This is a genomic window from Salinisphaera sp. (assembly GCF_002729955.1).
Classification (GTDB): domain Bacteria; phylum Pseudomonadota; class Gammaproteobacteria; order Nevskiales; family Salinisphaeraceae; genus Salinisphaera.
This window is the reverse complement of the sequence record NZ_PBYA01000048.1, coordinates 12,107-38,887: the sequence shown is the minus strand read 5'-3', so window position 1 is coordinate 38,887 and position 26,781 is coordinate 12,107. Positions and strand designations below refer to the sequence as shown.

Below are 26,781 nucleotides of genomic sequence, written 5' to 3'. Positions count from 1 at the left end.
ACCGACGGCGCGGTTTCCTTTCGGCTTATCGGTGCGCGTTAGTCGGTAAAGCCCCACTTGGTGACATCGATACCGTATTCCTGCTGGAAACGCTGCATATCGTGGGCCAGCGCCGAATGGATCTCGGATTTCTGAGCTGCCGTCAGCGACACCCGGGCCTTGGGCGAAAAGTCACGCTGTTTCGCCTGTCGGGCGCCTTTTCTAAACGCGGACCAGCGCTGCTTCAAGCGGCCCAAAGAACCGACTTTACGCTGAGTCGGGTTACGCACCTTGAAGCGCTTGGGAAAATAGTGCTTGTCGAGACCGAGAAAGTCGTATACACGCATCAGCACAGCCCGCGGGTCGGCCGTGAATTCGGCGAAGTCCAACACAAGAAAGTGCTCGCGCGGGAAAAACGCTCTGAATCGCTCCAGCTGGCGATAATAATTGCTCTTCTGCAGCAGCAGATCGCTCTCGATATCGAATCGTTCCTGCGGATAGAGGCGCTGGAGGAAGTCGTATTCCGATTCGATACGCTGAAACGGATCGCGCACCATATAGATGAAACGCGGCTGGATTCCGGATGCATGAATCTTACGCGGCACGTCCGGCTCTTCGGGGAATTTGGTATAGCCCGTCGAGGCTTCCATCGCATAACGATGCCGACCAGCGTCGAAATGCCACAGATGCTGGTAATACGGCACCGCCACCCCATGGGCCTGATTGTCGCTGAAGTATTCCGGCTCCTTGTCGATCGCCGGGCAGATCGCCGGGTGCGCCTTGAGATATTCGAAAAGGGACGTCGTGCCACATTTCATGGCGCCAATGATCATGACGTAGGCATCGTCGGGGATCGGGGGGGCGGCAACCTGACTGTATTGCGATGCGGCCATGAGCAAGCCTCCTATTCGGTGGCGACGTATTCTTTGATCGAGTCCATAAAGCCGGCCATATAACGATCGAAGCTGAACGTCTTGCGCGCATGCGCTCTGGCCGTCGCCGACATCGCCTGTGCTCGTCCGGCGTCGCCCAGGATGTCGGCAACCGCATCGGCCAACGCCTGCGGGTGTGCGAAATCGACCGGGCGCAGTGCGTCGGTATCCGGATCGTAGACCCGCGCCGACTGCATGACCGAGCGGGCGCCGCCAAACTTCGGATAACGACTATAAGGCTGGTCGGCCGCTACGGTTCGTCCGGTCTGATCTTCCAGAATAGTTTCCGCCATACCGTCGACCCGGGTTGCAACCACCGGCACTCCGAAAGCCTGGGCTTCAATGGTCACGTTCCCCAGGGGCTCCTGCAGCGCAGGATGAAGCAGAAGATCCAGCGAGCGATAGAACGCCGGCATGTCACGAACGAGGCCGCGAAACCGCACCGAATCCTCCAACGCAAGATCCTCGGCCAAGGACTCAAGTGCCGCTCGGTCAGGCCCGTCGCCGGCAATATCCAGCACGCAATCCAGCCCCGCATCACGCAGGTGCTTCAAGGTGTGCAGGGCAAGGCATACGCCTTTCTCCGACGCGAGGCGCGCGGCTACGCCAATCCGTTTGCGCTCACCGCAGGCCGCGGTTCGGCCGGATCCATCCGCGGCCGCCATGACTAAGGGCCGAATACCACCCATGCATACCTTAGCCGGCCCGGAATAGCCCCATTTGAGCTGTAGCATTCGCATTGAGGCGCGGGTATTGCAGATTGCGCCGCGCATTTCTTTCATGAACCGCTCGGCTGCATCGGGATCGTGCTCGAACCAAGCTCCGCCGCCCTCGCGATAAACAAGGGGCGTCTTAGTTTGGCGAGCGGCGACCACCAGCGCCTCGCGGGCAAAGCCGCTCCACGACAACAACACATCCGCGGCACTTGCTTCGACCAGCGCTGCCATCCGCGCCTCACGTAATCGCTGCGGGCGGCGCGGCAGCTTGACCCCGCGCCAACGCTTGTAACTCGTTGCGTGGTCGATGTGGGGCCGGATTTCATCGGCCAGCGAAGCCACGATGCCGCTGGCATAAATCAGATCGTGGCGAACGGGCGCTTTTGCGAGCGGGTGCTGCAAGAACGCCAGAAACTGGTTCTCGACGCCGCCGGCAACATCGAGATTTATCCGATGCACGATTTTCATTCAACAAAGATCCGGAGATATAAGGCCGGGCATCCGCTCAGCGCGCCGCAAACAAATGGATAAAGGTCGCGTAGTGTAGATGTCGCGGGCTGGCTTTGGCGAGTATCCTACTCGGTTGCGGCCGGTTTGCGCCTGCCGTGTTCCAACACGCCCTTCTACAATCGGCGAGGCCACGCATGTGCGGCATTACCGGCATTCTACAGCGCGTCCCCGACGCACAAGCGCACGAACGCAATATTGATCGCATGCGCGATGCCCTGTCGCACCGGGGCCCTGATGATCGCGGCAGCTGGATCGATAGCGACGCGCCGCACGTTGCACTTGGCCACCGCCGTCTTTCGATCGTCGATCTGTCGCCGCGCGGTGCCCAACCGATGCATTCAAGCGACGGGCGGTATGTGCTGGTATTCAATGGCGAAATCTATAACTTTCGTCGGCTGCGCGAAAACTTGCGCGCGCGTGGCCACGACTTCAACGGCAGTTCGGATACCGAAGTGGTGCTGGCCGCATTCGTGGAGTGGGGCATCGCTGCGGCACTGCCGGCATTTGAAGGCATGTTCGCGATCGCAGTCTGGGATCGGCGTGATCGGATGCTCTATCTTGCGCGTGATCGGTTCGGCGAGAAGCCTCTCTATTACGGCGTAAACGACGGCGTTCTGCTGTTCGGCTCCGAACTCAAGGCGTTGGCGCGGCACGAGCGCTTCGTTGGGGAAATCGACCGCGGCGCCCTCGCCGAGCTGATGCGTTTGTCCTACATTCCCGGGCCAAGCAGCATTTTCCGCCACTATCGAAAATTGCCGCCCGGCACTTGGTTACGGATTGGAACAGATCTTGAGCCCACCGAGCCTACCGCTTATTTCGATGTCGACAAGCTGGCTGACGCCCAGCCCGAAAGGCGGTCCGATAACGCCGCTGTTGACGAACTCGAACGCTTGTTGTCGCATTCCATTGCCGAGCGAATGGTCGCCGACGTGCCCGTGGGCGCATTTCTGTCGGGCGGCATCGATTCCTCGCTGATCGTATCGCTGATGCGCACACATACCGACCGCCCCGTGCGTACGTTCACCATCGGCTTCGACGAACCCGGCCTCAACGAAGCCGAACAGGCGCGCGAGACCGCCACAGTGCTGGGTACCGATCACCATGAATTGTATGTATCCGAAGCCGATCTGCTCGCCACGGTTCCACGCCTGCCCGCGATATACGACGAACCGTTCGCCGACCCATCTCAGATTCCTACAACCCTGGTCTCCCGGATGGCGCGCGATCAGGTCACGGTGGCCCTGTCCGGCGACGGCGGCGATGAAATGATGGCGGGCTATGACCGATACGAAGGTATCGCGCGTCGCTGGCGCCGACATCAGCGCACGCCGCCTGTGCTCAGAGCAGGTCAAGCTGCCTGGCTTACCGCGCAAGCGCGCGCACGCCCCGCCAAAAGCGCCAAGTATCTCCAACAGCGCGCCATGAAACGCGCCGGCAACGACTTGCGCTGTTTCTACCGCAACTCGATGAGTTATTGGCACGATCCGCGAGCGCTGGTAGCCGACGCGCCGTCGGTCTTCACAGCGTTTCTGCGCGATACGCCGGCCATCGCCGCGCAAGACCCGCAGCGCTGGCTACAAGCCACCGATGCGCTTTGCTATTTACCCGACGACATCATGGTGAAGGTCGACCGTGCCGCGATGGCATCAAGTCTCGAAACACGCGCGCCTTTTCTCGATTCAAAGCTGGCGGCATTCGCATTCAGCCTACCGCCGGAACAACAGTTCCGCGATGGCAAGCCCAAATGGCTGTCACGCCAGCTGCTTTATCGTTATCTGCCACGCGAAACGGTCGAACGCCCCAAACATGGGTTTAATGTGCCCCTTGCGAACTGGCTGCGCGGCCCACTGCGTGAATGGGCCGAGGCCCTGCTGGAGCCGCAACGCCTCCGCCGGGAGGGGTATTTCGATGTCGCACTCGTACGCTGGACATGGCACACCCACCTGGCCGGTAGCCATGACTGGCATTGGCGGCTTTGGTGCATCCTGATGTTCCAGGCATGGCTAGAGGATTTCTTCAAACCGGAGCCGAGTGCGAGCGCGCACTAGGTCCGCTCGCCGCTTCGAACGAGATTGGCGACGGCGGCATCCACCGCTGGCCCGTAAAGCTCCGGCAGGAATCGGGCGTTAGCGTTGCGCAGCCCGCTCAGGCTGGCTTCTCGATACGCCTTATCGTCCGTGACAAGCCGTTGCACTGCAGCGGCAAGACGATCCGGCGATACAGCCTTCGGTTGAACCAACTCGTCCTTGGCTGGATCGTATGCCCACGGCAAGACACTTTCGACGTTGCCGCCAAGCTCTTTCTGGTACTCGTCGAGTGACCAGTCGGGTACCACCTGTGCGGCCGTGTTGCCCTCCTCGAGCGTCTCCGGCAAGCCATCCACCGCGCTCACGATCAAGGGGCAACCACGGGCCTGGGCCTCCATGCTGGTACGCCCGAACGGTTCGACCATCGATGGTACGAGCATCAGGTCAATCTCGTCGTAAAAGGCCGCCATATTCGGCACTGAGCCCTTGAAATCGACAACATCATCCAGGCCGAGCCGCTTGGATTCGGCATGCAGCACATTCTCTTCGGCCCCGGTGCCGGCTATGGCCAGCGTCACGTCGAGACCATGGGCCTCGCGTAGTAGCTTAAGTGTATGCAAGGCGATCCGATGCCCCTTGAGCTCGATCATGCGCGCCGCCGCGCCAATGCGTAGCGGCCGATCGCTCGGCGGCGCCGCACGCGCCGCATCGATAGCACGTACGCCGTCACAGCTGTAGTAAACCCGCTCGACCGGGCCTTGCCAGCCCCAGCGCAATGCGAGCATGCGCTCGGCTGCGAAGCTGTTCACGATGGCGCCGTTCACCTGGCGGAAAAAATCGGCTGCATAGGGTGCGTGTGGACGCCACGCCTCGCCATGTTCGTAGTGAATGAGCGGTAGGCCAGTGGAACGCGCGATATCGGCAATGTCGCGGTTGCCAATATGATTCCAGGCAAGAATGACCGAAGGGTGGTAAGGCCGGATCAGTTGCGCTGCGCGGCGCGCTCTCAATCGGCGAAAGGCACGCGGCAGCCGGATCCCGTATCCGCGCTTGAGTGACGCGCGCCAGAGGGTATTGAGCGGCGCTCCGATTGCCTCGACGAAACGTTCGTGCACCGCCTCGCCGGGTATAACCGTATCGGCCGTTCCCTTCGCACGACGAAATAACGCGTATTGCAGAAAAGAAACTTCCACACCACCGACAGCATCCAGATTGACGCGATGCAGCATCGGCTTGGTATAGGTTGATTCACTCATCAATTTCAGATTTTGGGTTCAATATCCAGTTTACCGTGCGCCGTCGTCGTTCGGTTCGCCTCGACGTCTGCGACGCAGTTCACGATACCCCGCAACGCGACCTGATCGTACTTGCCACTGCCATCCATACTTGAGGTAGCCGTCTTCCGGGCCGAAACAATAAGGGGCGAAGCGTAGAAAAGCGCGTGCGGCGGACAACCATATGTTGATCGGCACACCACGCAAACGCAGCTTCTGTTTATCCCCCTCTTCTACCAGACCGCGGGTGCGCCCCCACTTGAATGCACGCGCCCATATAGCAGCCCGGCTGAGCTCTTCTTCCCTAACGGTGTGGTGCGCACACGCCTCCGGTAGATAAACGATTTCCGCCCCTTTCTCTTCGATAAGTCGGGACACGAACTCAGTTTCATCACCCATCGCACTGTAATCGCCCCCTGGCCCGAAACGCGGATCGAATCGCGAGTTACCGATCAGCTCGCGGCGGATCCCGGCATTCGCGCCATGCGGCCATGCATCGGTAATGCCCTCGTGGTCGAACGGCTCGTACGCGCCGAATATGGCGGCTTGATGTACATACCGCTCGCTTTGCATCCACGCCGGTGCATCCGCCGGAAAAACAGGAACGATTCGGCCACCGAACATCCCGACGTCAGGCCATCGAGCCGCGCCTCGAACATAAGCTTGCAGCCAATGCTCAGACAGCGCGACATCGTCGTCGACGAAAATCACGAGCCCCTGCTCGATCAATTCTAGGGCCCGATTCAAAGCGCGCGACTTCCCGCGGCGGGGCTCGTACAAAGCAACGAGCGGCAAGTGGTGACGTGCCTCGTATTCTGCAAGAACACTGGCAGTATCATCTTCGCTTGCGTTGTTCACAACAATTAGACGCCAGCGCACCTGGCTCGTATCGAGCGCGCTTAGGCTTTCCAGTGTGCGCCGCAAGGAATCAGCTCTATTCGCGGTCGCAATCACCACAACCACTTCTTCGGCCACCGTCACGTGGGCCACCCTTTAGCACACCATTGCTGTCTCATCACTGTCGCTTTTGTACCATTGCTTAGTCCGGATACAGATTACCGAGCGGCGCGATAATAGCGTATGGCTGCGTCCTCTTGGGTGGCACGGCGAACCCTAAACTACGGCTCCACAACGCTAACGAGAGCCAAAAAACGCAGCACGGGCATCGGTAATCCAAAGCCACTTTACCCGGTGGCCGCCGAACTGCGTACCTACGGGCCACGCCACCGACCAGGGTTAGCCGAAAACGCGCGATCAATTTCAACGCCAGCGGAACCGCATTAGGCCCAATACCATCACGCCGGGCATACACCTCACGCACGCACCGCCGCCGCTCTTTCGCGGCTGATGAGTTGATCGACCAATCTGAACACCCACACCAGGGCGTTTCAAACTCATCCGCCGCTTGGTGCTGGCGCACACGATAGAGCGTCATCTGCTCCCCAAGCAACCAAGCTTCTAACGGTTTCTTAATTAGGTAGCATTCATACTGACAGTGAGGCGACGAATGGACGCTAAGCCAATCACGGTCATCTAGGCGATCAAACATCGCGGATCATTAACCTTTCAGCATACGAAACGCTGCACTACGAATGATTGCATTCATACATATCAAAAAAACTGCCGGCAACAGCATCAAGTACCTCCTAAGGTCGCATTTCGGCGCAGCTCATTGCGACGTCAAACCGTGGGAGAAGGAGCACAAAGTCTATAGTGCTGCGCACTTGAAGCAACTAATGCGGGTCTATCCATGGTTGCAGAGCATCGCGGGCCATATGATTGCGCCGCACAGCGACTTGCGTGACCAGGTGTCGGATCTCAAGTACTACACGTTTCTACGTGAGCCGATCCGTCGATGCGTCTCCGAGTACCAGTATTACGTGCTGCGTGGCCGGTACCGCCCGAATACTTTCGATAGCTGGATTCTCGATCCACGCTATCGCAATGTTCAGGTCCAAGCTTTAGCGGGCAAGGAAGACCTGGATGTTGCCATCGAACGACTCGAAAACGATGTCGCGTTCACTGGGCTGATCGAGCGATTCAATGAATCCCTCGCTTTAATGGGGCCAATGCTGGATCTGCCGAACCTCGTACCGCGCGCGAGCCAGCGGAACACGGCGGAATCCAACGAGATACGCGATAGCCTGCTTGCGGACCCTGAGGTACTCAAGACGCTGCACAAAGCTAACGAGCTCGATATAGAGCTGTACCGCCACGCTCGTGACGTCGTTTACCCGAGGCAGCTCGAACGCATGGGCATAGATCCGGCAAAGACGACGCCGCCAGCGGAAGCGTCCTGGCCGGCTTACAATGTTCGTTACGCCAGCTACAAGCTTTATCACCACGCGGTCTATAAGCCAGCGCTATACGGTCGCCGGTACGCCGCCCGCAGCTCGTTGCCGATAATCGGTAGGTGAAACAGCCACCCCCATTCAGCCGATAGGCGTTCTAACCGACGCCTAAGCGGTTGCGGCGTACGCTCGGCAGTCCGCGTTGGAGCGGCTTGATGCCAACCGCTTCGCGGCTAATAGCGGCTACTGTAACGATTATTACGCGCGCTAACGCCGGCTGTTTCGCCGGCGTTGCAGCCGATTGCTACAAAGCCGCGCGCCTATTCGCTTGCGGTGTGCGAGTCAACGTGTCGCGCCTCAAGCTAGCTGTTATAGGGTGGCCTTAGACTGCGACTGCTCCAACAGGCTCTGGAAATAGTCGATCGTTTTCGGCAGGCCCTCCGCAAGTTCGGTCGTCGCGTTCCAACCCAATATCTTTTGAGCGTGAGCTACGTCCGGCTGGCGTTGCCGTGGGTCGTCCTCAGGCAGCGGCTCGAAACAAATTTCCGATTCAGAGCTGGTCTGCGCGATCACTCGTTCGGCCAATTCACGAATCGTAAATTCGTTCGGATTCCCAAGATTTATCGGGCCAGTGACCTCGTCTGGAGACGCCATAAGCCGAATGAGGCCATCAACGAGGTCGTCTACGTAGCAAAACGAGCGCGTTTGCTGGCCGTTGCCATAGAGCGTGATCGGCTCGGCCGAGAGCGCCTGCATGATGAAATTGGACACCACGCGCCCATCCTGGGGATGCATGCGGGGGCCATATGTATTGAATATACGCGCGACCTTGATCGGTAAGCCGTACTGCCGGCGGTAATCGAAGAACAGCGTTTCAGCGCACCGCTTACCCTCGTCGTAGCAGGATCGCCGACCTATCGGGTTGACGCGTCCCCAGTAGGACTCCGGCTGCGGATGAATTTCGGGATCACCATATACCTCGCTGGTCGACGCCTGCAGGATACGAGCGCCCGTGCGTTTGGCTAGCCCGAGCATGTTTATCGCACCGTGCACGCTCGTTTTCGTCGTCTGTACTGGATCGTGCTGGTAATGCACGGGCGAAGCGGGGCACGCCAGGTTGTAGATTTCGTCCACTTCTACGTAAAGCGGCAGGCAGACATCATGGCGAATAACTTCGAAGAAGGGATCGCCGGCGAGGTGTGCAATATTCGCCTTGCGCCCCGTAAAGAAATTATCGACGCAGATCACATCGTGCCCTTGCTCGAGCAGTCGATCGCATAGGTGCGAGCCCACGAAGCCGGCGCCACCGGTAACCAACACTCGTTTTCTGAGCAAATCCTTCATAGTCAATCCAGTAGTACGTGTCATAGCGATGAGGGCCAGTCGCTATGGCCCGACGATCCTATCGCGCAAGGCGCCTAGTGTAGCGGCTAAGCGTGCTGATTAACCAGGCAACCGTTTCCCGCCTCGGCGCCCCTCATCGCCCTGGGAAGCTGGAAGCAGGAATGCTACGCACATGCCCGTAGCACCGCCCGACTGATAATGTTCGAGTCCACTAGGCTTCTGGGATCGCTCCGTGTACGGCAGAAGGGTACACACGCGTGCCGCAGCGCCCACTTAGAAGTTTGGGGAATTCTGTAATTCGGCCACGCTGTTCGATACGGCCTAGATCTGTCGCGGCGCTTGCACCGATTAGGTCGGTTCAGCAGTGCACATGCAAACTGACTGAGAGCATCGATTAATTCAGCTTCCAGCTATAGTTACTTTTTCAACGATGACACGCATGGAGCCTGGGAATCGCCATTGGCCATAAAGTTCAATATCATAATGGCTAGCAGAATTCGGGCGGCCTGGGTGCGTTCTGTAAGCGCGGCCGAGCAATCGAGAGTACGTGGTTATCGCCTAAGCATGGGCATTCAAGACAAGTCCAGATCGCAAAACCATAACCGTCAGCCGTATTAATCGCCTACAACCATGCCGATTAACAAACGTCATATCGCGTTTTTCCTCCCGGCATTTCGTGCGGGGGGCCAGGAGCACACTACGCTCGTGCTAATGCGTGAGCTTGCCCAACGCGGTCACCGAGTCGAGCTATGGCTTGAACATCGCGTAGGCGATTATCTATCACGGGTACCTGACACGATCGTGATTCGCGAACTAAGTCGCCGATCACGCTGGAGCGGCTATCCCAAGTTGCTCACGCGCTGGCCGACGGAGGGCTGGGAGCATCTAAAAGGCGCTCTTGGAATTACCGAGCGTTCGATCGCGCTACATCGCTTCGTTGCCCTAGTTGATCAATTGGAGTCCACTCGGCCCGACGTATTGCTCAGCGCGCATGGCCATGTGCCGTTGCTTGCCGTTTGGGCAGCCGGCGTGGCGAAGCACGCGGTGGCGACTGTAATTATCGAGCACAGCGTTATATCGCCTGCCGTGGAAGCTGCGCGTACCGTTGAACGATCCTATCGCCGCGCACAGCAACGTTTGGACGTGATGCGACGGCTGTATCCAAAAGCCGATCGGGTCGTGACGGTTTCCCGCTCTGCGGCCGACGATATGGCCGCAACTTTGCGCATACCACGAAGAGAGATTGAGACGATATACAACCCCGTAATGGTCGACGAAATCGCAGAAAATGTCGCGGCCCCGTTCGACGATGCGTGGTTTAACGCTGGAGCGCCGCCCGTGATATTAGCCGCCGGCCGGCTGGCGCCGGAGAAAGGCTACGACGTATTGATCGATGCGTTTGCACAACTGCGCACGCGAAATTGCACGGCCCGGCTGGTTATTCTTGGCGAAGGCCCAGAGCGCAAGCAGCTAATGTCGCGTATCAAGGAATATGGTCTTGAAGCTGATGTGCGGATGCCGGGCTGGGTCGATAACCCATATAGTTGGATGGCGCGCAGTGCGTTATGTGTTGTGGCCTCCGAGTTTGAAGGGTTTTGTAATACGCTGATCGAAGCGATGGCCTGCGGCTGTCCCGTCGTTGCAACAGATTGCCCAGGTGGGCCCAGCGAGATTCTCGATAACGGACGTTTCGGACGGCTGGTACCCGTGGGCGATGTGGCCGCGCTCGCCAAGGCGATGGCGTCGGCGCTGGCCGAACCACCGCCTGTGGCCACCCTTCAGAAACGCGCCGCCTATTTCTCGCTAGCACGCTCGGTCGACGCATACGAAGCAATGATCGAACCGCTTCTTAGCCGAAGCGCTCGATACCAAGATCGCTAGGGCAAGGTGGAAATCGAACGAGTTCACCGCGCGTCAGCGTCAGACTCCGCTAACCAGCACCAACATAAATTTCCCAGTATGCAATCCCATTCAGCATCGCTTGCTGCCCGGCGCCCGCGGGTCACCGTTTTCATACCGGCGTTCAACGTCGAACGTTACGTCGCCGCAGCCGTAAATAGCGTTCTGGCTCAAACCTTCACAGACTTCGAACTTCTCGTTATCGACGATGCATCGACCGACCGTACGGTCGATATCGTAAAGCGCTTTGCATCGGATCAACGCCTTCGACTGGTCGAGCAACCACGAAACCTGGGGCGTGCCCGCACTCGTAATCACGGTCTGGATTTAGCGTACGGCGATTACATCGCGTTCCTCGATGCCGACGATTGTTGTGCGCCCGATCGACTGGCTAGACAGGTAGATTATCTCGATCGCAATCCCGATATAGGCGGCGTCGGTAGCTGGATGGCCTGGATCGAGGCCGATGGGCAACCGCTAGCCGAAAAAGTACTCAAGCTTTCGCTCAATGCGGATACGATCGCTTGGCAGATGTTGCGTGAATGCGCCGTAGCTCAAGGCTCACTCATGCTGCGTCGCACCGCAATAGCAAACTATCGCTACGATACCTCGTTCGAGTTTGCCGAAGACTACGAACTGTGGTCTCGAATGATCAAGACGACACGGTTCGCCAATCTGCCAGCGCCGCTGACCTTGTACCGTCGTCACCCCGAACAGTCGCTTTCGGTACATAGACGAGAACAAAATAATGTTCAGCAGATAATTCAGTCGTCGCAGCTCGGCAGACTGGGCGTGAGGCACGATCAAGCGGACCTGATCCGCCATGAACGACTACTCAAGTTTTCCAGTCGGGAGTCGGTCCTAGATCAGACGGGAGCACCAATGGACATACATTATCTTCGTTGGGCTCACCGTTGGCTAGAAGCTTTACATCGGGGCAACGCAAGTGCCCAGCTTTATCCAGAGCCAGCTTTTTCCTACATGCTATCTGCCTGCTGGGTCTTCACCGCCCGCAAGTCAATACGCCTCGCGGGGCTACCTGCTGTACTCAAGGAACTCGCTATCTCCAGACTCACCCGTATTGCAATCGCGCACCCCGTACGCATACGTGACACTCAGCGAGCAGCACGCGGACGCGGCGCGCGTTACTGAAGCTCGGGAAGCGATATGCCTTGGCAAGATTTTTAACTCTATCGCCCTAAGCTGCCATCCTCGACCTTCACTGCTAGAACTTCAATACGCAAACGATCGCGTAAGCAATATTAATTGCCAGCCGCCCGGCCCTACACTTTCCTCATTTCGCGATAATAGAGCTTGTAGACGCGCCGCCTCAGTAAATTCTTCTTTAAAATATTTATCAACGACTTGCGCGAGACTTTTATCCTGTTGCTGCGGCATAAATCAAAATATTTAGACATCAATATTATGACGCGCCGGTCGCAATATCGTTGAAAGAGGCCGGCATAGGTCTTCTCGGACTTAGCAAAGCTTGCTCTCATGCGAGAAAACTCAGATGCGTTTGCTAGAACACCCTCAATATGACGCTTGGACACGTCACGCCTGGTTATGGAGCCCGCAGTTACGTGGTGGCGAACTAGTTGGTCGCTGATGCACGTGGATCGCCGGCTATACCATAAGAGCATGAGAAACGGCACCTCATCCTCGTAATAGAACTCTGGAAACCACAGCGCATTTTCGCTCCAAAGCTCGCGCGACGTGACATAGCCTGACACCTGCACCGAGCAGCCGCCGACACTTACGAGTTGCGGAAGCATCTTTGCGGTGGGTGCACATTGAACCCACGTTGTTCTTCTTAAGTAATAATCGATTGCGGCTGGTTCTAAAGGCTCTCTTTCGTTTAATATTATTTCTTGCGAAAAAAGCAGCATATCGATGTCGCGCGAACACAAATGCATATAGAGAACCGCGAAGAAGTTCTTTGTGAGTTCGTCATCAGCATCGATGAAAAACAGGTACTCGCCGTGGGATTCAACGATACCTCGGTTCCGGGCATAACCTGGCCCTCTGTTAGGGCAGTGGACCAACGTAAGACGCTCGTCCCGACGCTCGTAATTTCCGAAAATTTCGGAAGACTTATCCGTACTTCCGTCGTTAATTCCAATGACCTCGAAATCAACACCGGCTGAATCAGCAAATAGGATACTTTTCAGGGTACGTTCGAGCGTACGTTCCGCGTTGGAAAACGGTATTACGATCGAAAGCTTAACAGGATATTTTGGCATTTTTAAACGATTTCATGTCCACACAAGAATGCCGACACTCATTTCAGAGCAAACGACGCAACGCGATTAAGTCGTGAAATTGTTCTTATGTATTGAGAGCCACCCCTGCCAAATGTCCATTACTCGCTCGCGCTCATCCGGCAATTCATCAACCACAATCATTGCGCGTTGCCGCTGCAGCGACTGCGCATGGATAATACGACGGTAACGCCGATAGGCGTCGGTTAGCGTCTTGATGTCGTCGTAGTCAGCCATGCCGGCCGACTCGAGTGTTTCCAGAATCCGAATGGCATCAGTGAACAGCAGAAGTTCGGCACGCTCGGCACCATGAGCAAGTGCGACGAACTGCGCCAAAAACTCGATGTCGATCAGTCCGCCAGGCATCTGTTTGACGTCGAGTCGGCCATCTCGGCTTTCGTCCTTGACGTGACGCATCCGATCGCGCATGTCGCACACGTCGCGCGCAAGCTCAGTGATATCGCGGCGCTTTGCCAAAACGGCCCGCCGAATTTCGTCAAAACGCGCAGCCAGGTCTGCATGGCCACTGACCGGCCGCGCCCTGACCAGGGCCTGGTGCTCCCAGGTCCAGGCTTGTTCCTGCTGGTAGCGCTCGAAGGCATCGATATGCGAAACCATCATGCCGGCCTTGCCGCTCGGGCGTAGTCGCATATCGATCTCGTAGACGCGTCCAGCCGCGGTCTGCGTACTGAGCACATGAATCAGGCGCTGTGCCAACCGGGTGAAAAACGCTTGATAGGTGAGGCTGCGATCGCCATCCGTCATCGCGTCGATCTTGCCGCTATAGACGAATACGAGATCGAGATCCGACGTATAACCGAGTTCCAATCCGCCGAGCTTGCCATAGGCAATCACCGCAAAGGGCGCGCGATTGCCGTTCTCATCCTGCGGCGTGCCATAGCGCTTGATCATTTGATGCCACGCCATTTCAAGCGCAACATCGAGTACGAGCTCGGCAAGTTCGGTGAGATGATCGGAGACGATCATCAACGGCATAGAGTTGCTGACGTCGGCTGCGGCGATACGCAATGTCGCGCTCTGCTTGAAGCGACGCAGCGTATCCATGCGCAGCTCAAGGTCATCGGCATCGATCGCGGCCATGTCGGCGTCCAGATCGGCCGTCAGCTGCGCGCGCCGCGGTGGCCGATATAGCTGGCGCGGGTCGAGCAGACTATCCAGCAGCGCCGGTTGGGCACGAATGCGGCTGGTGATCCATTCGCTCGCGGAGCACAGGCGCATCAACGTCGACAGCGCCGCCGGATGTTCCACTAACAGGGCCATGTACGTACTACGTCCGACGATTGCTGCGAGCACGCTAATCGTGCGGGTCAACGCGCGGTCGGGATTGTCGGCTCTTGCAGCGGCCCCGAAAAGCAGCGGTATCAGGCGGGCAATCCAGCGTCGACCACGATCCTCCAGCCCACGGTAAAGGCTCTGGCCCTGGATGTCGGCCAGCGCCTCCCGCACAGCCGATACGTCTTCGATACCGTATTCGCCAAGCAAGGTTTTCGCGTCAGACTCATCGAGTTCGCCGTCCCAGAAGGCGCTCAGGCGCTGGGTTTCTCGATCGTTCGCACTGTCGTCGGCCTGGGGCGATACGAATACCTGCTCGAAAGCCTGATGGACCCCATCCCGCGTGTCGCGCATTGCGAGGCTAAACGCCTCCCAGTTGTCAAAACCCAAGGATTCGGCCAATGCTGCCCGCTCGTCGTTCTCTTCCGGCAGGTCATGCGTTTGTCGATCGTCAACCATCTGCAACCGATTTTCGGCGCGCCGCAGAAAGCGGTACGCCCGTTCCAGCTCCTGTGCCCGGTGCGACGGCAGATGACCGTCGCTGGCGAGGCGCGCGAGCGTGGGAAGCAGACGCGTATCCTGCAGTGACGGCTCCTGGCCGCCGCGGATCAGCTGGAATGCCTGAACGATGAATTCGATTTCACGAATGCCGCCGCTGCCAAGTTTGATGTTGTTCTGTAGCTCGGCTTTAATGACTTGGCGATCGATCAGCGCCTTCATATCGCGAATGGACTCAAAGGTGCCGTAATCGAGATAGCGCCGATATACGAATGGGCGCAGCGCGCTGATCAGACGTCGACCGCCCTCGATATCCCCTGCGACGGGGCGTGCCTTAACCCAGGCATAACGTTCCCATTCGCGTCCATGCGCCTGATAATAATTTTCCATCGCCGTGATACTGGCCGTCAGCGCGCCCGCGTCGCCGAACGGGCGCAGCCGGGTATCGACCCGATACACGAACCCATCAGCAGTGGATTCGCTAAGGACTTGAACCAACCGTCGTGCAACACGTTTGGTATAGCCCTCGGCATCCAACGGCTTATCGCCATCAGACTCACCCACGGCGCGATAGCCGAATATCAAATCGATATCCGACGAGAAATTGAGCTCGCCGCCGCCCAGCTTGCCCATGCCGATGACGATAAGCCGCTGCGCATGAGCGTCGGTATCACGCAACACGCCGTGGCGCTCATGCACGGCCTGCTCGGCCGCGGCCAGTGCCGCTTCGATACACCGATCGGCCAATGTCGACAGGGCAGCGAGCGTTGTTTCCAGCGCGTCGACCCCGGCCAGATCACGCCAGGCAATTACCGCCATCGTTTCATTACGATAGCTTCGCAATGCGGCCTCGAACGCGGGTGTGGGCGCGGGCTCCGGCGGCACACCAACCAACGCCGTGTCAGAACGACTTAATTGCCCTTCTTCCGATAGAGCTGCCAAGCGCTCCGGATTGTGTGCACACCAGGCGTCGAGAAAACGACTCCACTGGCGAACACGCGTATCTTTTTCGGGTTGAGGCACTTAAAACGCTCCGATTAGGCCGTCGACAGCCCGCATGGTAGCGCTGTTGTCCCATTGTGCCAGCCTTTCCTGTGGCGACGACGCGCCGAGCCCGACACGTCGCGCGCTCGTGATAGCAGCTGCCGCCAACCGAACCGGGCAATCAGCGCGCTTAAATCATCGAGCGTATGGGCACGGGATTCGCCTAGGGTGCCGACATTGCGTGGCGATAGCCGGCGGCATCGCGATTATGTATATGTCACGGTTCGGCGCTCACGCTTTGCGCCGAACCGTCTTCCACTGACTTATGGGCAAAAAAAAGCCCCGCACGAGGCGGGGCTCTTCGTTCACGCAGGGATAGGCATCCCGGGCGTGGACCGCATGATTTACATCATGCCGCCCATTCCGCCCATGCCACCCATGCCACCCATATCGGGGGCACCGCCCTTGTCGTCGTCCTCGGGGACGTCGGTCACGGCGGCTTCGGTCGTCAGCATGAGGCTGGCGATGGAAGCGGCGTTCTGCAGCGCGGTACGGCTGACCTTGGTCGGGTCGAGAATACCCATGGCAACCATGTCGCCGTATTCGCCGGTGGCGGCGTTGTAGCCGTAGTTGCCTTCCTTGGAAAGCACTTCGTTGACGACCACGGACGGCTCGGCGCCGCTGTTGTAGACGATCTGGCGCAGGGGTTCTTCGACCGCGCGACGCAGGATGCGGATGCCCGCTTCCTGATCCGGGTTGTCGCCCTTGGCCTGTTCAATCGCCTTGAGCGTACGCAGCAGGGCCACGCCGCCGCCGGGCACGATGCCTTCTTCGACGGCTGCACGCGTGGCGTGCAGGGCGTCTTCGACACGCGCCTTCTTCTCTTTCATCTCGACTTCGGTGGCCGCACCGACCTTGATCAGTGCCACACCGCCGGCGAGCTTGGCCACGCGTTCCTGCAGCTTCTCCTTGTCGTAGTCCGAGGAGCTTTCCTCGATCTGCGCACGGATCTGCTTGATACGGGCTTCGATATCGTTGTTGGAACCCGAGCCATCGATGATGGTGGTGTTCTCTTTCGAAATCTGCACCTTCTTGGCTTCGCCCAGATCATCCAGCGTGGCCTTCTCGAGGCTCATGCCGAGATCTTCCGAGATCACGGTACCGCCGGTGAGCACGGCCATGTCTTCGAGCATCGCCTTGCGACGATCGCCGAAACCAGGCGCCTTGACGGCGGCGACCTTGACGATGCCGCGCATGTTGTTGACCACCAGCGTCGCCAGGGCTTCGCCCTCGACGTCTTCGGAGATGATCATCAGCGGCCGGTTGGCCTTGGCGACGTTCTCCAGCAGCGGCAGCATGTCGCGGATGTTGGAGATCTTCTTGTCGTGGAGCAGGATGTAGGGGTTATCCAGCTCGGCCTGCATCGTCTGGTTATCAGTGACGAAATACGGCGAGAGATAGCCGCGGTCGAACTGCATGCCTTCGACGACGTCCAGCTCGTTGGACAGGCCGGAGCCTTCCTCGACCGTGATCACGCCTTCCTTGCCGACCTTGTTCATCGCATCGGCGATGATCTTGCCGATGTCTTCATCGGAGTTGGCCGAGATGGAGCCGACCTGGGCGATCGCCTTCTCGTCGTCGCAGGGCTTGGACAGGTTGGCCAATTCCTTGACCGCCGCGTCCACGGCCTTGTCGATACCGCGCTTGAGGTCCATCGGGTTCATGCCCGCGGACACGGCCTTCACGCCTTCACGGACGATGGCCTGGGCCAGGACCGTGGCGGTGGTGGTGCCGTCACCGGCGATGTCGGAGGTCTTGGAAGCGACTTCCTTGACCATCTGCACGCCCATGTTCTCGAACTTGTCGTCCAGTTCGATTTCCTTGGCGACCGAGACACCGTCCTTGGTGATCGTCGGCGCGCCGAAGCTCTTGTCGAGCACGACGTTGCGGCCCTTCGGGCCCAGCGTCACCTTGACGGCGTTCGCGAGCGTGTTGACGCCGCGTACCAGACGCGAGCGTGCGTCTTCGCCAAAACGTACTTCTTTAGCTGCCATTGCTAGCTTCCCCTAAATACTGTGTTCGTAAACGGTGGACGTAAGCGGTGGGCTTAGCCCAGCACCGCCAGGATGTCGTCTTCGCGCATCACGACGACTTCGTCACCGTCGACCTTGATTTCGGTGCCCGAGAACTTGCCGAACATGACCTTATCGCCGACCTTGACTTCCGGCTTGCGCGTTTCACCGTTGTCCAGCGGCTTGCCGTTGCCAACCGCGACCACTTCGCCGCGCTGGGGCTTCTCGGCCGCCGTATCGGGAATGACGATACCCCCGGCCGTCTTCTGCTCTTCCTCGAGCCGCTTGATGACGACACGGTCATGTAAAGGACGGATATTCATGCCACCCTTCTCCTCGAAACGTAGGTTGTTGATCAAAAAACTTCATGCCGACGTGCCGTTTTCGGCCGCCGGGAGAAACCGCCACCATTGACGATCTCAATCACGGCCATTGATGCGGCCGTGGGATCGCCTTTCAAGAGCGCGCCTCTATTTTTTTATTTCCGGCGGTCCACGCAGCGACCCGATCGAGGCCGGATTTGAAAGGGCTTCTTGTCACTTTGCACTGCAGCAATTATCTTGTGACCGTCAATCACCTCGCCGGCACGACGCTGGCGAAACTGGAGGGATCAATGGCCGAGAACATGCCACGCCGGGTCGCCATCGTCGGCGGTGCCCGTATTCCGTTCTGCCGCTCGAACACCAAATATTCGCATCAGTCCAATCAGGACCTGCTGACCGCCTCGCTCAAGGCGCTGTCCGAAAAATACAAACTCGCCGGCAAGAAGATCGGCGAAGTCGCCGGCGGCGCCGTGCTCAAGCACGCACGCGACTTCAACCTGACGCGTGAAGCGGTTCTCGGTACCGATCTCGATCCGCATACGCCCGCCTTCGACGTACAGCAGGCCTGCGGCACCAGTCTCGAGGCCACCCTGCTGATCGCCAACAAGATCGCCATGGGCCAGATCGATTGCGGCATCGCCGGCGGCGTGGACACCACCTCCGATGCCCCGATCGCCATCAACGAGGATCTGCGCAAGATCCTGCTCGACGTCAACCGCGCCAAGACCGGCGGCGAACGCGCCAAGCTGCTGGCCAAACTGCGCCCGCGCCATCTGGTGCCGAACTTCCCCGGCGTGTCCGAGCCGCGCACCGGCCTGTCCATGGGCGAGCACTGCGAGCTCATGGCCAAGGAATGGAAGATCTCGCGCAAGGCCCAGGATGAATTGGCCGTGGCCAGCCACAAGGCGGCGGCCCAGGCCTACGTCGACGGCTTCTACGACGACCTGGTCTTCCCCTATCTTGGCGTGGAACGCGACAACAACCTGCGCCCGGATACCAGCGTGGAGAAGCTGGCCAACCTCAAGCCGGCCTTCGACAAGGAAAACGGCACGCTCACCGCGGCCAACTCCACGCCGCTGACCGACGGCGCGTCTTCGGTGTTTCTGTGCAGCGAAGAGTATGCCGAGGCCAACGGCCTGCCGGTGCAGGCGTTCTTCACGCCCTATTCGCGCACCGCGGCCGTGGACTTCGTCGACGGCGGCGAAGGCCTGCTGATGTCGCCCACCTATGCCGTGGCCGACATGCTCGACGCCGCCGGGCTGACCCTGCAGGACTTCGATTTCTACGAAATTCACGAAGCCTTTGCTGCACAGGTTCTGTGCACGCTCAAGGCGTGGGAATCCAAGAAATACTGCAAGGAGCGTCTGGGACGCGACACGCCGCTGGGCTCGATCGATACCAGCAAACTCAACGTCAAGGGTTCCTCGGTCGCACTCGGCCATCCGTTTGCTGCCACCGGCACCCGTATCGTGGCCACCCTGGCCAAGATTCTCGACGAGAACGGTGGCGGGCGCGGCCTGATCTCGATCTGTGCGGCCGGCGGTCAGGGCGTAACCGCGATTCTGGAAAAGCCCTAGCAGTACGGGCGCGCGATCAGCGCGCCCCGCTCCTGCACTGAATTAAAGACGGGCTTTCGAGCCCGTCTTTTTTTTGGGCGCCCGGTACTTGTCTGCGCCGAATGGATACGGGACAGTACGCGATCAAGCTGGCACGATCCCAAAACGATGCCGGCCCTACCTATAACAAGACTCGGCACGAATAGTGCAAGACGCTCACGAAGCCTGTAACGGCGCTTGTGATCGCCATGCGTGGCAACACCACAGGGGGAACAATGAAGGATAGCCAGACGATGACCCGCTTTATCTCCGGCTGCATACAGCCATGACTGTGGCGCGCGAACACTGGGGCAGTCGCCTGGGCTTCATCATGGCCTCGGCCGGCTCGGCCGTCGGCCTCGGCAACGTCTGGAAATTCCCCTACATGGCCGGCGAAAACGGCGGCGGCGCGTTTCTGATCATCTATCTGGGCTGCGTCGTCTTTTTCGGCTTCGCGCTGGTGATGGCCGAACTGCTCATCGGCCGCATGACCCAGAGCAACCCCGTCGGTGCGTTTCGCAAGCTGGGCGGGCGCGGTTGGCCGATGGTTGGAGCGATGGGCGTGCTGACCGCCTTCATCATTCTGTCGTTCTATATCGTCGTGGCCGGCTGGACCCTCGCCTATATCCTGTTCATGGGCGAGAACACCTTCAGCGGGCTGAACATCGATGAAAGCACCGCAATCTTCAACGGCTTTGTCGCCGCGCCTATCCAGCCGCTCATCTATGCCGCGATCTTTACCGTGCTGATGGTCGGCGTGGTGCTCGGCGGCGTCGCCTCCGGTATCGAGCGCGCGTCCAAATGGCTCATGCCGTTGCTGTTCGTTCTGCTCGTGGTGCTGGCTATCCGTGCAGTCAGCCTGCCGGGCGCCGGTGACGGGGTGGCGTTTTATCTGATGCCCGACTGGAGTCGGGTCACCGCGAGCACCTGGGGCGGCGCGATCAGCCAGGCCTTCTTCTCGCTGTCGCTGGGCATGGGCGCCATGCTCACCTATGGCTCGTATATGTCGCGCGAACAGAATCTGCCCCGCGATGCGTCGCTGGTCGTAGGCCTGGACACGCTGGTCGCCCTTCTCGCCGGTCTGGTCATCCTGCCGGCGGTGTTTTCGGCGGGCATGGAGCCCAGCGCCGGCGCCGGCCTGACCTTCATGACCCTGCCAACGGTATTCGCGGAAATGCCGGCCGGTGCGATATTCGGGCTGGCCTTCTTTGTGCTGTTGGCGATCGCCGCCCTCACCTCGGCGGTATCGCTGCTGGAAGTGGTGGTCAGCTATCTGGTGGACGACAAGGGCTTCACTCGCGCCACCGCCGCCAGCACGGCCGGCGTCGTGATCTTCTTGCTGGGCATCCCCATTTCGCTGTCGCAGGGCGTCTGGAAAGAAATCACGATCGCCGGGATGACCTTTCTCGACTTCGCCGATTTCTTGACCGCCCAGGTCATGATGCCGATAGGCGGTCTGCTGATCGCGCTATTCGTTGGCTGGCGCTTGGGGCCGCGCGCCGTCGAAGCGCTGAAGTCGCATCCGGATCAACGCTTGCCGTTGGCCGGGCTGTGGCTGTTCATCCTTCGGTTCGTCGCACCTCTGGGCATTGCATGGATTCTCGCCCAGGGCTTATTTGAGTAACGTCATCCGGGCTGCGAACGCAGCCCATTCAGGGGGATTCGATCATGGAAACACTCACGAACGCACTGAGCACGATCAGTAGCTGGGTTTGGGGCCCGGTGATGCTGATTTTGCTGCTGGGTACCGGTATCTATCTGACCGTGGGCCTGCGTGGCGTCCCGCAACGCAAGCTCGGCTACGGGTTTTCCATGCTGTTTGCGGGCCGCAAGCAAAGCACGGAGCCCGGTGACATCACCCCGTTCCAGGCGCTGGCCACCGCACTGGCCGCCACGGTGGGTACCGGCAACATTGCCGGCGTGGCCACCGCGATCCACCTGGGCGGCCCGGGCGCGATCTTCTGGATGTGGGTGACCGCGATCGTCGGCATGGCAACCAAGTACGGCGAAGCCGTGCTGGCCGTGAAGTACCGCGAAACCAACGCCGAGGGCGCCTACGTAGGCGGGCCCATGTACTACATTCGCAACGGCCTGGGCGCCAACTGGAAATGGCTTGCCTTCCTGTTCGCGCTGTTTGCCACCGTGGCCGCCTTCGGCATCGGCAACACCGTGCAGTCCAACTCGGTATCGCAGGTCTTCGACGAAACCCTGTCGGTACCGCGCTGGGTAACCGGACTGGTGATGGCGACCGCCGTATTCGCGGTGATCATCGGCGGGCTCAAGCGCCTGGCCAGTGTGACCGACAAGCTCGTTCCGGTGATGGCAGTGATCTATGTCATCGGCGCGGCGCTTGTGCTCTTGCTCAACGCCGGGGAGATTCCCGCCGCAATCGGCCTGATCTTCTCCGACGCATTTACCGGCACCGCAGCAACCGGCGGCTTCGCCGGCGCCGGCATCCTCATGGCGATTCGTTTCGGCGTGGCCCGCGGCATCTTCTCCAACGAGGCCGGCCTGGGCAGCGCGCCGATCGCCCATGCCGCCGCGCGTACCGACAGCCCGGTGCGCCAGGGCGTGGTCGCCATGCTGGGCACCTTCATCGACACGATCATCGTCTGCACCATGACCGCGCTGGTGATCATCGCCACCGGGGCCTGGTCGTCCGGTACCACCGGCGCGCAGCTGTCTGCGGAAGCGTTCAATGCCGGCATGCCCGGCCCCGGCCACTTTATCGTGAGCTTTGGCATGGTGGTCTTCGCCTTTTCGACCATGCTGGCCTGGAGCTATTACGGCGAACGCACCGCCGAGTATCTGTTCGGCTCGCGTATCGTCACGCCCTACCGGCTGATCTGGGTGGTGGCAGTATTCGTGGGCGCCGTGGCCGAGCTTGATCTGGTCTGGCTGATTGCCGACGTCATGAACGCGCTCATGGCCATTCCCAACCTCATCGCGCTGGTTCTGCTCGCCCCGGTGGTGTTCAAGCTGACCCGCACGTATTTCGATAAAGCATAAGCACCTGCACAAGCGGTAGAATCGGGTACGGGATGCAGCCGTTCGGTTGCATCCCGTATCATTGCCCCTAAATATCGTAGCCCGCGAAACGATAGCGAGAGGACATCATGAATTCCCGCCGCGCGCAGCGCCCGATCGGTGTGCTTTTCACCAATCTGGGCACCCCCGACGACACCTCCGTTCCTGCCGTTCGCCGCTATCTGGCCGAATTTCTGAGCGACCGCCGCGTGGTCGATCTCAACCGTGCGCTATGGTTGCCCATTCTCTACGGCATCATCCTGACCTTTCGGCCCAAGAACTCGGCCGAAGGCTATCGCTCCGTCTGGACCGATGAAGGCTCGCCGTTGCTGGTCTACGCCCGCCGCCAGGCCGAGCGCATCCAGGAACGGCTGGATCAGGAAGTCGAGCGCCCGGTGCATGTGGCGCTTGCCATGCGCTACGGCAATCCGTCGATCGAGGCCGGCCTGCGCGAGCTGGATGCGGCCGGCTGCAAGCAGGTGCTGGTCCTACCGGCCTATCCGCAGTATTCCGCGACCACCGTCGCGACCACCTTCGACAAGATCGGCGAAGTACTGGCCGAGTGGCCGGAGCCGCCCGCGCTGCGCCAGATCAACCGCTATCACGACGAACCGGCCTATATCGAAGCGCTGGCGGCATCGGTGCGTGAACACTGGGCCGAACACGGACGCGCGGAAAAGCTGGTGCTGTCCTTTCACGGCATCCCCAAGCGCTATGTAAAAAACGGCGATCCCTATCCGCGCGACTGCGGTATCACCGCCCAGCTGCTGGCTGCCGAACTCGGGCTGTCGCGCAATGAATACAAGGTGTGCTTTCAGTCGCGCTTTGGCCGCGAGCCCTGGCTGCAGCCGTATCTGGACGAAACCATGAAGGCCTGGGGCAAGGCCGGCATGAAGAGCGTGGACGTGATGTGCCCGGGCTTTTCTTCCGACTGCCTGGAGACGCTGGAAGAGATCAAGGAAGAAAACCGCGAATATTTCGAAGAAGCCGGTGGCGGTTCGCTGCGTTATATTCCCGCCCTCAACGACCGCGACGATCACGTGGACATGTTCACCCGCCTGATCAAGCGCGAACTTTCGGGCTGGATCTGACCGCCGGGCGCCGGCGCGCGCCGGCGCCGAGCCCTGCCCCCAGAGGATAATCGACGCCATGGAGTTGATCGCCGACTTTGCCATGAATTACGGCCTGTTCCTGGCCAAGGCCGTGACCGTGGTCATCGCCCTCGCCCTGGCCGTGGGCTGGATACTGAGCCTGATCGGCCAGGCCCGGGCCGAACGCGACGGCGACCGGCTGAGCATCACCCACGTCAACGATCGTCTTGATCGTATGGCCGAAACGCTCAATGCCACCCTGCTCAACGACAGCGAGCGCAAGGCCCGCGCCAAGCGCAAGAAGGTAGAAGACAAACAGCAGCGCAAGGCGGAGAAGCTGGGCAAGCGGCATGAGCCGGCCCGCCTGTTCGTGCTCGACTTCGACGGCGATATCCGGGCCTCGGCGGTGGAGTCGCTGCGCGACGAGATTACCGCCGTCATGCAGGTGGCCGAGGCCGGCGACGAGGTGCTGGTACGGCTCGAGTCCGCCGGCGGCATGGTCCACAGCTACGGTTTGGCCGCGTCGCAGCTGGCCCGCCTGCGCGACGCGGGCGTGCGCCTGACCATCTGCGTGGATCGCCTGGCCGCCAGCGGCGGCTACATGATGGCCTGCGTAGGCGAGCGTATCGTCGCCGCGCCGTTCTCCATTATCGGCTCCATCGGCGTGGTCGCGCAGATCCCCAACTTTCACCGGCTGCTCAAGGACAAGCAGATCGATTTCGAAATGCATACGGCCGGCGACTACAAGCGCACGCTGACCGTTTTCGGCGAAAACACCGAAGAAGGCCGGGCCAAGTTTCGCGAGGAACTCGAAGACACGCATGGCCTGTTCAAGCATTTTGTATCGCGGTATCGGCCGAACCTCGATATCGACCGTGTCGCGACCGGCGAGCACTGGTACGGCAGCCAGGCGCTCACGCTGGCGCTGGTCGATGAAGTGGCCACCAGCGACGACGTCATGCTCACCGCCGCCCGCGACGGTCGCGATGTATTCACCGTGGCCATGAAGCACAACAGCGGCTTTCTGGCCCGGATTGCCGAACAGTCGCGGCTGGCCATCAGCCGCAGCCTGAGCGAAAGCGGACTGGCCAAGGTGGTCCATCGTGCGCAATAGGCATGCATCGGTCAATTACATGCAATAACCATGTTTCTGCGCGCGGCATGAAACTCGACCACCCTGCGATGGTCTTAGCTGCGGGACGACCCGGGGTACGCCGGTCGTATGGTGAACACACCAACGAGAAAAGACCTATGACGCCAATGAACAAGCGGATCAACGCGCTCTTTCTTTCCTGTCTGCTGCTGTTATGCATGAGCAGCGTCCATGCGGCAGTGCCAAGCGGCATGCTGGCCGGCGACAACCCGTCGCTCGCGCCCATGCTCGACGAGGCGCTGCCGGCCGTGGTCAACGTGGTCGTCACCGGCAAACCCCAGCAGATGCCGGACAACCCGCTGTTCAACGACCCCTTCTTCCGTCGCTTTTTCGACGTGCCCGATCAACAGCAGCGCCAGACACCGCGCCAGCCCACCGCGGCGGGTTCCGGCGTGATCGTCGATGCCGACAAGGGCTATGTGCTGACCAACCACCATGTGGTCACCGATGCCGAGAAGATCGTGGTCCGCCTCAACGACAACCGCGAATACGACGCCAAGCTCATCGGCGACGACCCGGAAACCGATATCGCGGTGCTGCAGATCAAGACCGACGACAAACTCACCGAACTGCCCATCGCCAACTCCGACGATCTGCGCGTCGGCGATTTCGTGGTCGCCATCGGCAACCCGTTCGGCCTGCGCCAGACCGTGACTTCCGGCATTGTCAGCGGGCTCGGCCGGCACGGGCTCGGCAACCGCTATGAAGACTTCATCCAGACCGATGCCTCCATCAACCCCGGCAACTCGGGCGGCGCCCTGGTCAATCTCAAGGGCGAGCTGGTGGGCATCAACAGCGCCATCCTGTCGCGCACCGGCGGCAATATCGGGATCGGCTTCGCCATCCCGAGCAACCTCGTCAACAGCGTCTACAAGCAAATTGCCGAGAATGGCGAGGTGCGCCGCGGTCGTCTGGGCGTGGTCGGCCAGAATCTGACTGCCGATCTGGCCTCGGCCTTCGATCTGGACATCAATCAGGGCGTGGTCGTGGCCCAGGTCATGCCGGATTCGCCGGCGGCCAAGGCCGGCATCAAGGAGCGTGACGTGATCACGCAGGTCAACGGCAAGGACATCGACGACTTCTCGCAGCTGGCCAACGCCATCGGCCTGAAGTCGCCGGGCGACAAGGTCTCGATCACCCTGTTGCGCAACGGCAAGCAACGCGAGGTCAAGGCCACGCTCGGCAACGCGGCCGACGCGCCGGACGCCGCGGGTGGCAGCGCCAGCGCCGAGAACGACCTCGCCTCGGGCCTCGATGGCGCAAACTTCGGGCCGCTCACCGACGACAACCCGCTGGCCGGGGAAGTCGAAGGCGTGGTGGTCAAAGACGTCGAGCGCGGCTCCGCGGCGGCACGTGCCGGCCTGCGCCCGGGCGATGTGATCACCTCGATCAACCGCCAGCCGGTCAAGGACGTCTCACAGCTGTCCAAGCTGGCCGGCCCGGACGTCAAGCAGCTGCTGCTGCACGTTCGCCGCGGCGGCGGGGCGCTGTTCTTGCTCATCCGCTAACCAG

Annotated in this window: 19 protein-coding genes; 10 read left to right on the top strand and 9 right to left on the bottom strand. The window is 60.1% G+C overall.

Annotated features, from left to right (window positions below; translation table 11 throughout):
* Nucleotides 1-38: 38 nt before the first annotated feature.
* Both CMN27_RS12925 and CMN27_RS12920 read right to left on the bottom strand, forming a co-directional pair.
* Nucleotides 39-872: a sulfotransferase gene (locus CMN27_RS12925; protein ID WP_293627031.1), complete on the bottom strand. Its 834-nt coding sequence runs from the start codon at nt 870-872 to the stop codon at nt 39-41.
* Between the two features lie 11 nt (nt 873-883).
* Nucleotides 884-2,095, bottom strand: a complete 1,212-nt coding sequence (locus CMN27_RS12920) for a glycosyltransferase family 4 protein (protein WP_293627029.1) — start codon at nt 2,093-2,095, stop codon at nt 884-886.
* A 176-nt stretch (nt 2,096-2,271) separates the two neighbouring features.
* Between CMN27_RS12920 and asnB the strand changes: the two genes are divergently transcribed.
* The gene (asnB, locus tag CMN27_RS12915; protein ID WP_293627027.1) at nt 2,272-4,185 is read left to right on the top strand and encodes an asparagine synthase (glutamine-hydrolyzing); all 1,914 of its coding nucleotides are present in this window, start codon (nt 2,272-2,274) and stop codon (nt 4,183-4,185) included.
* Here asnB and CMN27_RS12910 read toward each other — a convergent pair.
* Both CMN27_RS12910 and CMN27_RS12905 read right to left on the bottom strand, forming a co-directional pair.
* Nucleotides 4,182-5,420, bottom strand: coding sequence for a glycosyltransferase family 4 protein (locus tag CMN27_RS12910; RefSeq protein WP_293627025.1), 1,239 nt, complete (start codon nt 5,418-5,420; stop codon nt 4,182-4,184). The genes asnB and CMN27_RS12910 overlap by 4 nt on opposite strands.
* A 30-nt stretch (nt 5,421-5,450) precedes the next feature.
* A complete protein-coding gene (locus tag CMN27_RS12905) occupies nt 5,451-6,419 on the bottom strand; it encodes a glycosyltransferase family 2 protein (RefSeq protein WP_293627023.1) in 969 nt (322 codons plus the stop codon).
* A gap of 611 nt (nt 6,420-7,030) precedes the next feature.
* Here CMN27_RS12905 and CMN27_RS12900 point away from each other — a divergent pair.
* On the top strand, nt 7,031-7,855 hold the full coding sequence (locus tag CMN27_RS12900; protein WP_293627021.1) for a sulfotransferase family 2 domain-containing protein: 825 nt from the start codon (nt 7,031-7,033) through the stop codon (nt 7,853-7,855).
* A gap of 243 nt (nt 7,856-8,098) precedes the next feature.
* Here CMN27_RS12900 and CMN27_RS12895 read toward each other — a convergent pair whose 3' ends face one another.
* Nucleotides 8,099-9,073: a UDP-glucuronic acid decarboxylase family protein gene (locus CMN27_RS12895; RefSeq protein WP_293627019.1), complete on the bottom strand. Its 975-nt coding sequence runs from the start codon at nt 9,071-9,073 to the stop codon at nt 8,099-8,101.
* A 630-nt stretch (nt 9,074-9,703) separates the two neighbouring features.
* Here CMN27_RS12895 and CMN27_RS12890 point away from each other — a divergent pair.
* Together CMN27_RS12890 and CMN27_RS12885 are read left to right on the top strand one after the other, a co-directional pair.
* Entirely contained in the window at nt 9,704-10,954 is a 1,251-nt protein-coding gene (locus CMN27_RS12890; protein ID WP_293627017.1) for a glycosyltransferase, read from the top strand.
* A gap of 78 nt (nt 10,955-11,032) precedes the next feature.
* On the top strand, nt 11,033-12,124 hold the full coding sequence (locus CMN27_RS12885) for a glycosyltransferase family 2 protein (RefSeq protein WP_293627015.1): 1,092 nt from the start codon (nt 11,033-11,035) through the stop codon (nt 12,122-12,124).
* Between the two features lie 131 nt (nt 12,125-12,255).
* Here CMN27_RS12885 and CMN27_RS12880 read toward each other — a convergent pair whose 3' ends face one another.
* The 4 genes from CMN27_RS12880 to groES form a co-directional block, all read right to left on the bottom strand.
* A complete protein-coding gene (locus CMN27_RS12880) occupies nt 12,256-13,215 on the bottom strand; it encodes a glycosyltransferase family A protein (RefSeq protein ID WP_293627013.1) in 960 nt (319 codons plus the stop codon).
* 66 nt (nt 13,216-13,281) lie between these two features.
* A complete protein-coding gene (gene glnE, locus CMN27_RS12875) occupies nt 13,282-16,047 on the bottom strand; it encodes a bifunctional [glutamate--ammonia ligase]-adenylyl-L-tyrosine phosphorylase/[glutamate--ammonia-ligase] adenylyltransferase (protein ID WP_293627011.1) in 2,766 nt (921 codons plus the stop codon).
* A gap of 365 nt (nt 16,048-16,412) precedes the next feature.
* The gene (groL, locus tag CMN27_RS12870; protein WP_293627010.1) at nt 16,413-18,062 is read right to left on the bottom strand and encodes a chaperonin GroEL; all 1,650 of its coding nucleotides are present in this window, start codon (nt 18,060-18,062) and stop codon (nt 16,413-16,415) included.
* Nucleotides 18,063-18,115: 53 nt separating this feature from the next.
* Nucleotides 18,116-18,403: a co-chaperone GroES gene (gene groES, locus CMN27_RS12865; protein ID WP_006913560.1), complete on the bottom strand. Its 288-nt coding sequence runs from the start codon at nt 18,401-18,403 to the stop codon at nt 18,116-18,118.
* A 290-nt stretch (nt 18,404-18,693) separates the two neighbouring features.
* Here groES and CMN27_RS12860 point away from each other — a divergent pair, with 290 nt between their 5' ends.
* From CMN27_RS12860 to CMN27_RS12835, 6 genes are all read left to right on the top strand, one after another.
* On the top strand, nt 18,694-19,980 hold the full coding sequence (locus tag CMN27_RS12860) for an acetyl-CoA C-acetyltransferase (protein ID WP_293627009.1): 1,287 nt from the start codon (nt 18,694-18,696) through the stop codon (nt 19,978-19,980).
* Between the two features lie 304 nt (nt 19,981-20,284).
* Entirely contained in the window at nt 20,285-21,622 is a 1,338-nt protein-coding gene (locus tag CMN27_RS12855; protein WP_293627008.1) for a sodium-dependent transporter, read from the top strand.
* A 44-nt stretch (nt 21,623-21,666) separates the two neighbouring features.
* Nucleotides 21,667-23,007 (top strand): sodium:alanine symporter family protein, encoded by a 1,341-nt coding sequence (locus CMN27_RS12850; protein WP_293627007.1) that lies wholly within the window; start codon nt 21,667-21,669, stop codon nt 23,005-23,007.
* A 107-nt stretch (nt 23,008-23,114) separates the two neighbouring features.
* Nucleotides 23,115-24,116 (top strand): ferrochelatase, encoded by a 1,002-nt coding sequence (gene hemH, locus CMN27_RS12845; protein ID WP_293627006.1) that lies wholly within the window; start codon nt 23,115-23,117, stop codon nt 24,114-24,116.
* Between the two features lie 58 nt (nt 24,117-24,174).
* A complete protein-coding gene (gene sohB, locus CMN27_RS12840; protein ID WP_293627004.1) occupies nt 24,175-25,230 on the top strand; it encodes a protease SohB in 1,056 nt (351 codons plus the stop codon).
* Between the two features lie 137 nt (nt 25,231-25,367).
* The gene (locus tag CMN27_RS12835; protein ID WP_293627002.1) at nt 25,368-26,777 is read left to right on the top strand and encodes a DegQ family serine endoprotease; all 1,410 of its coding nucleotides are present in this window, start codon (nt 25,368-25,370) and stop codon (nt 26,775-26,777) included.
* The last annotated feature ends 4 nt before the right edge of the window (nt 26,778-26,781 follow it).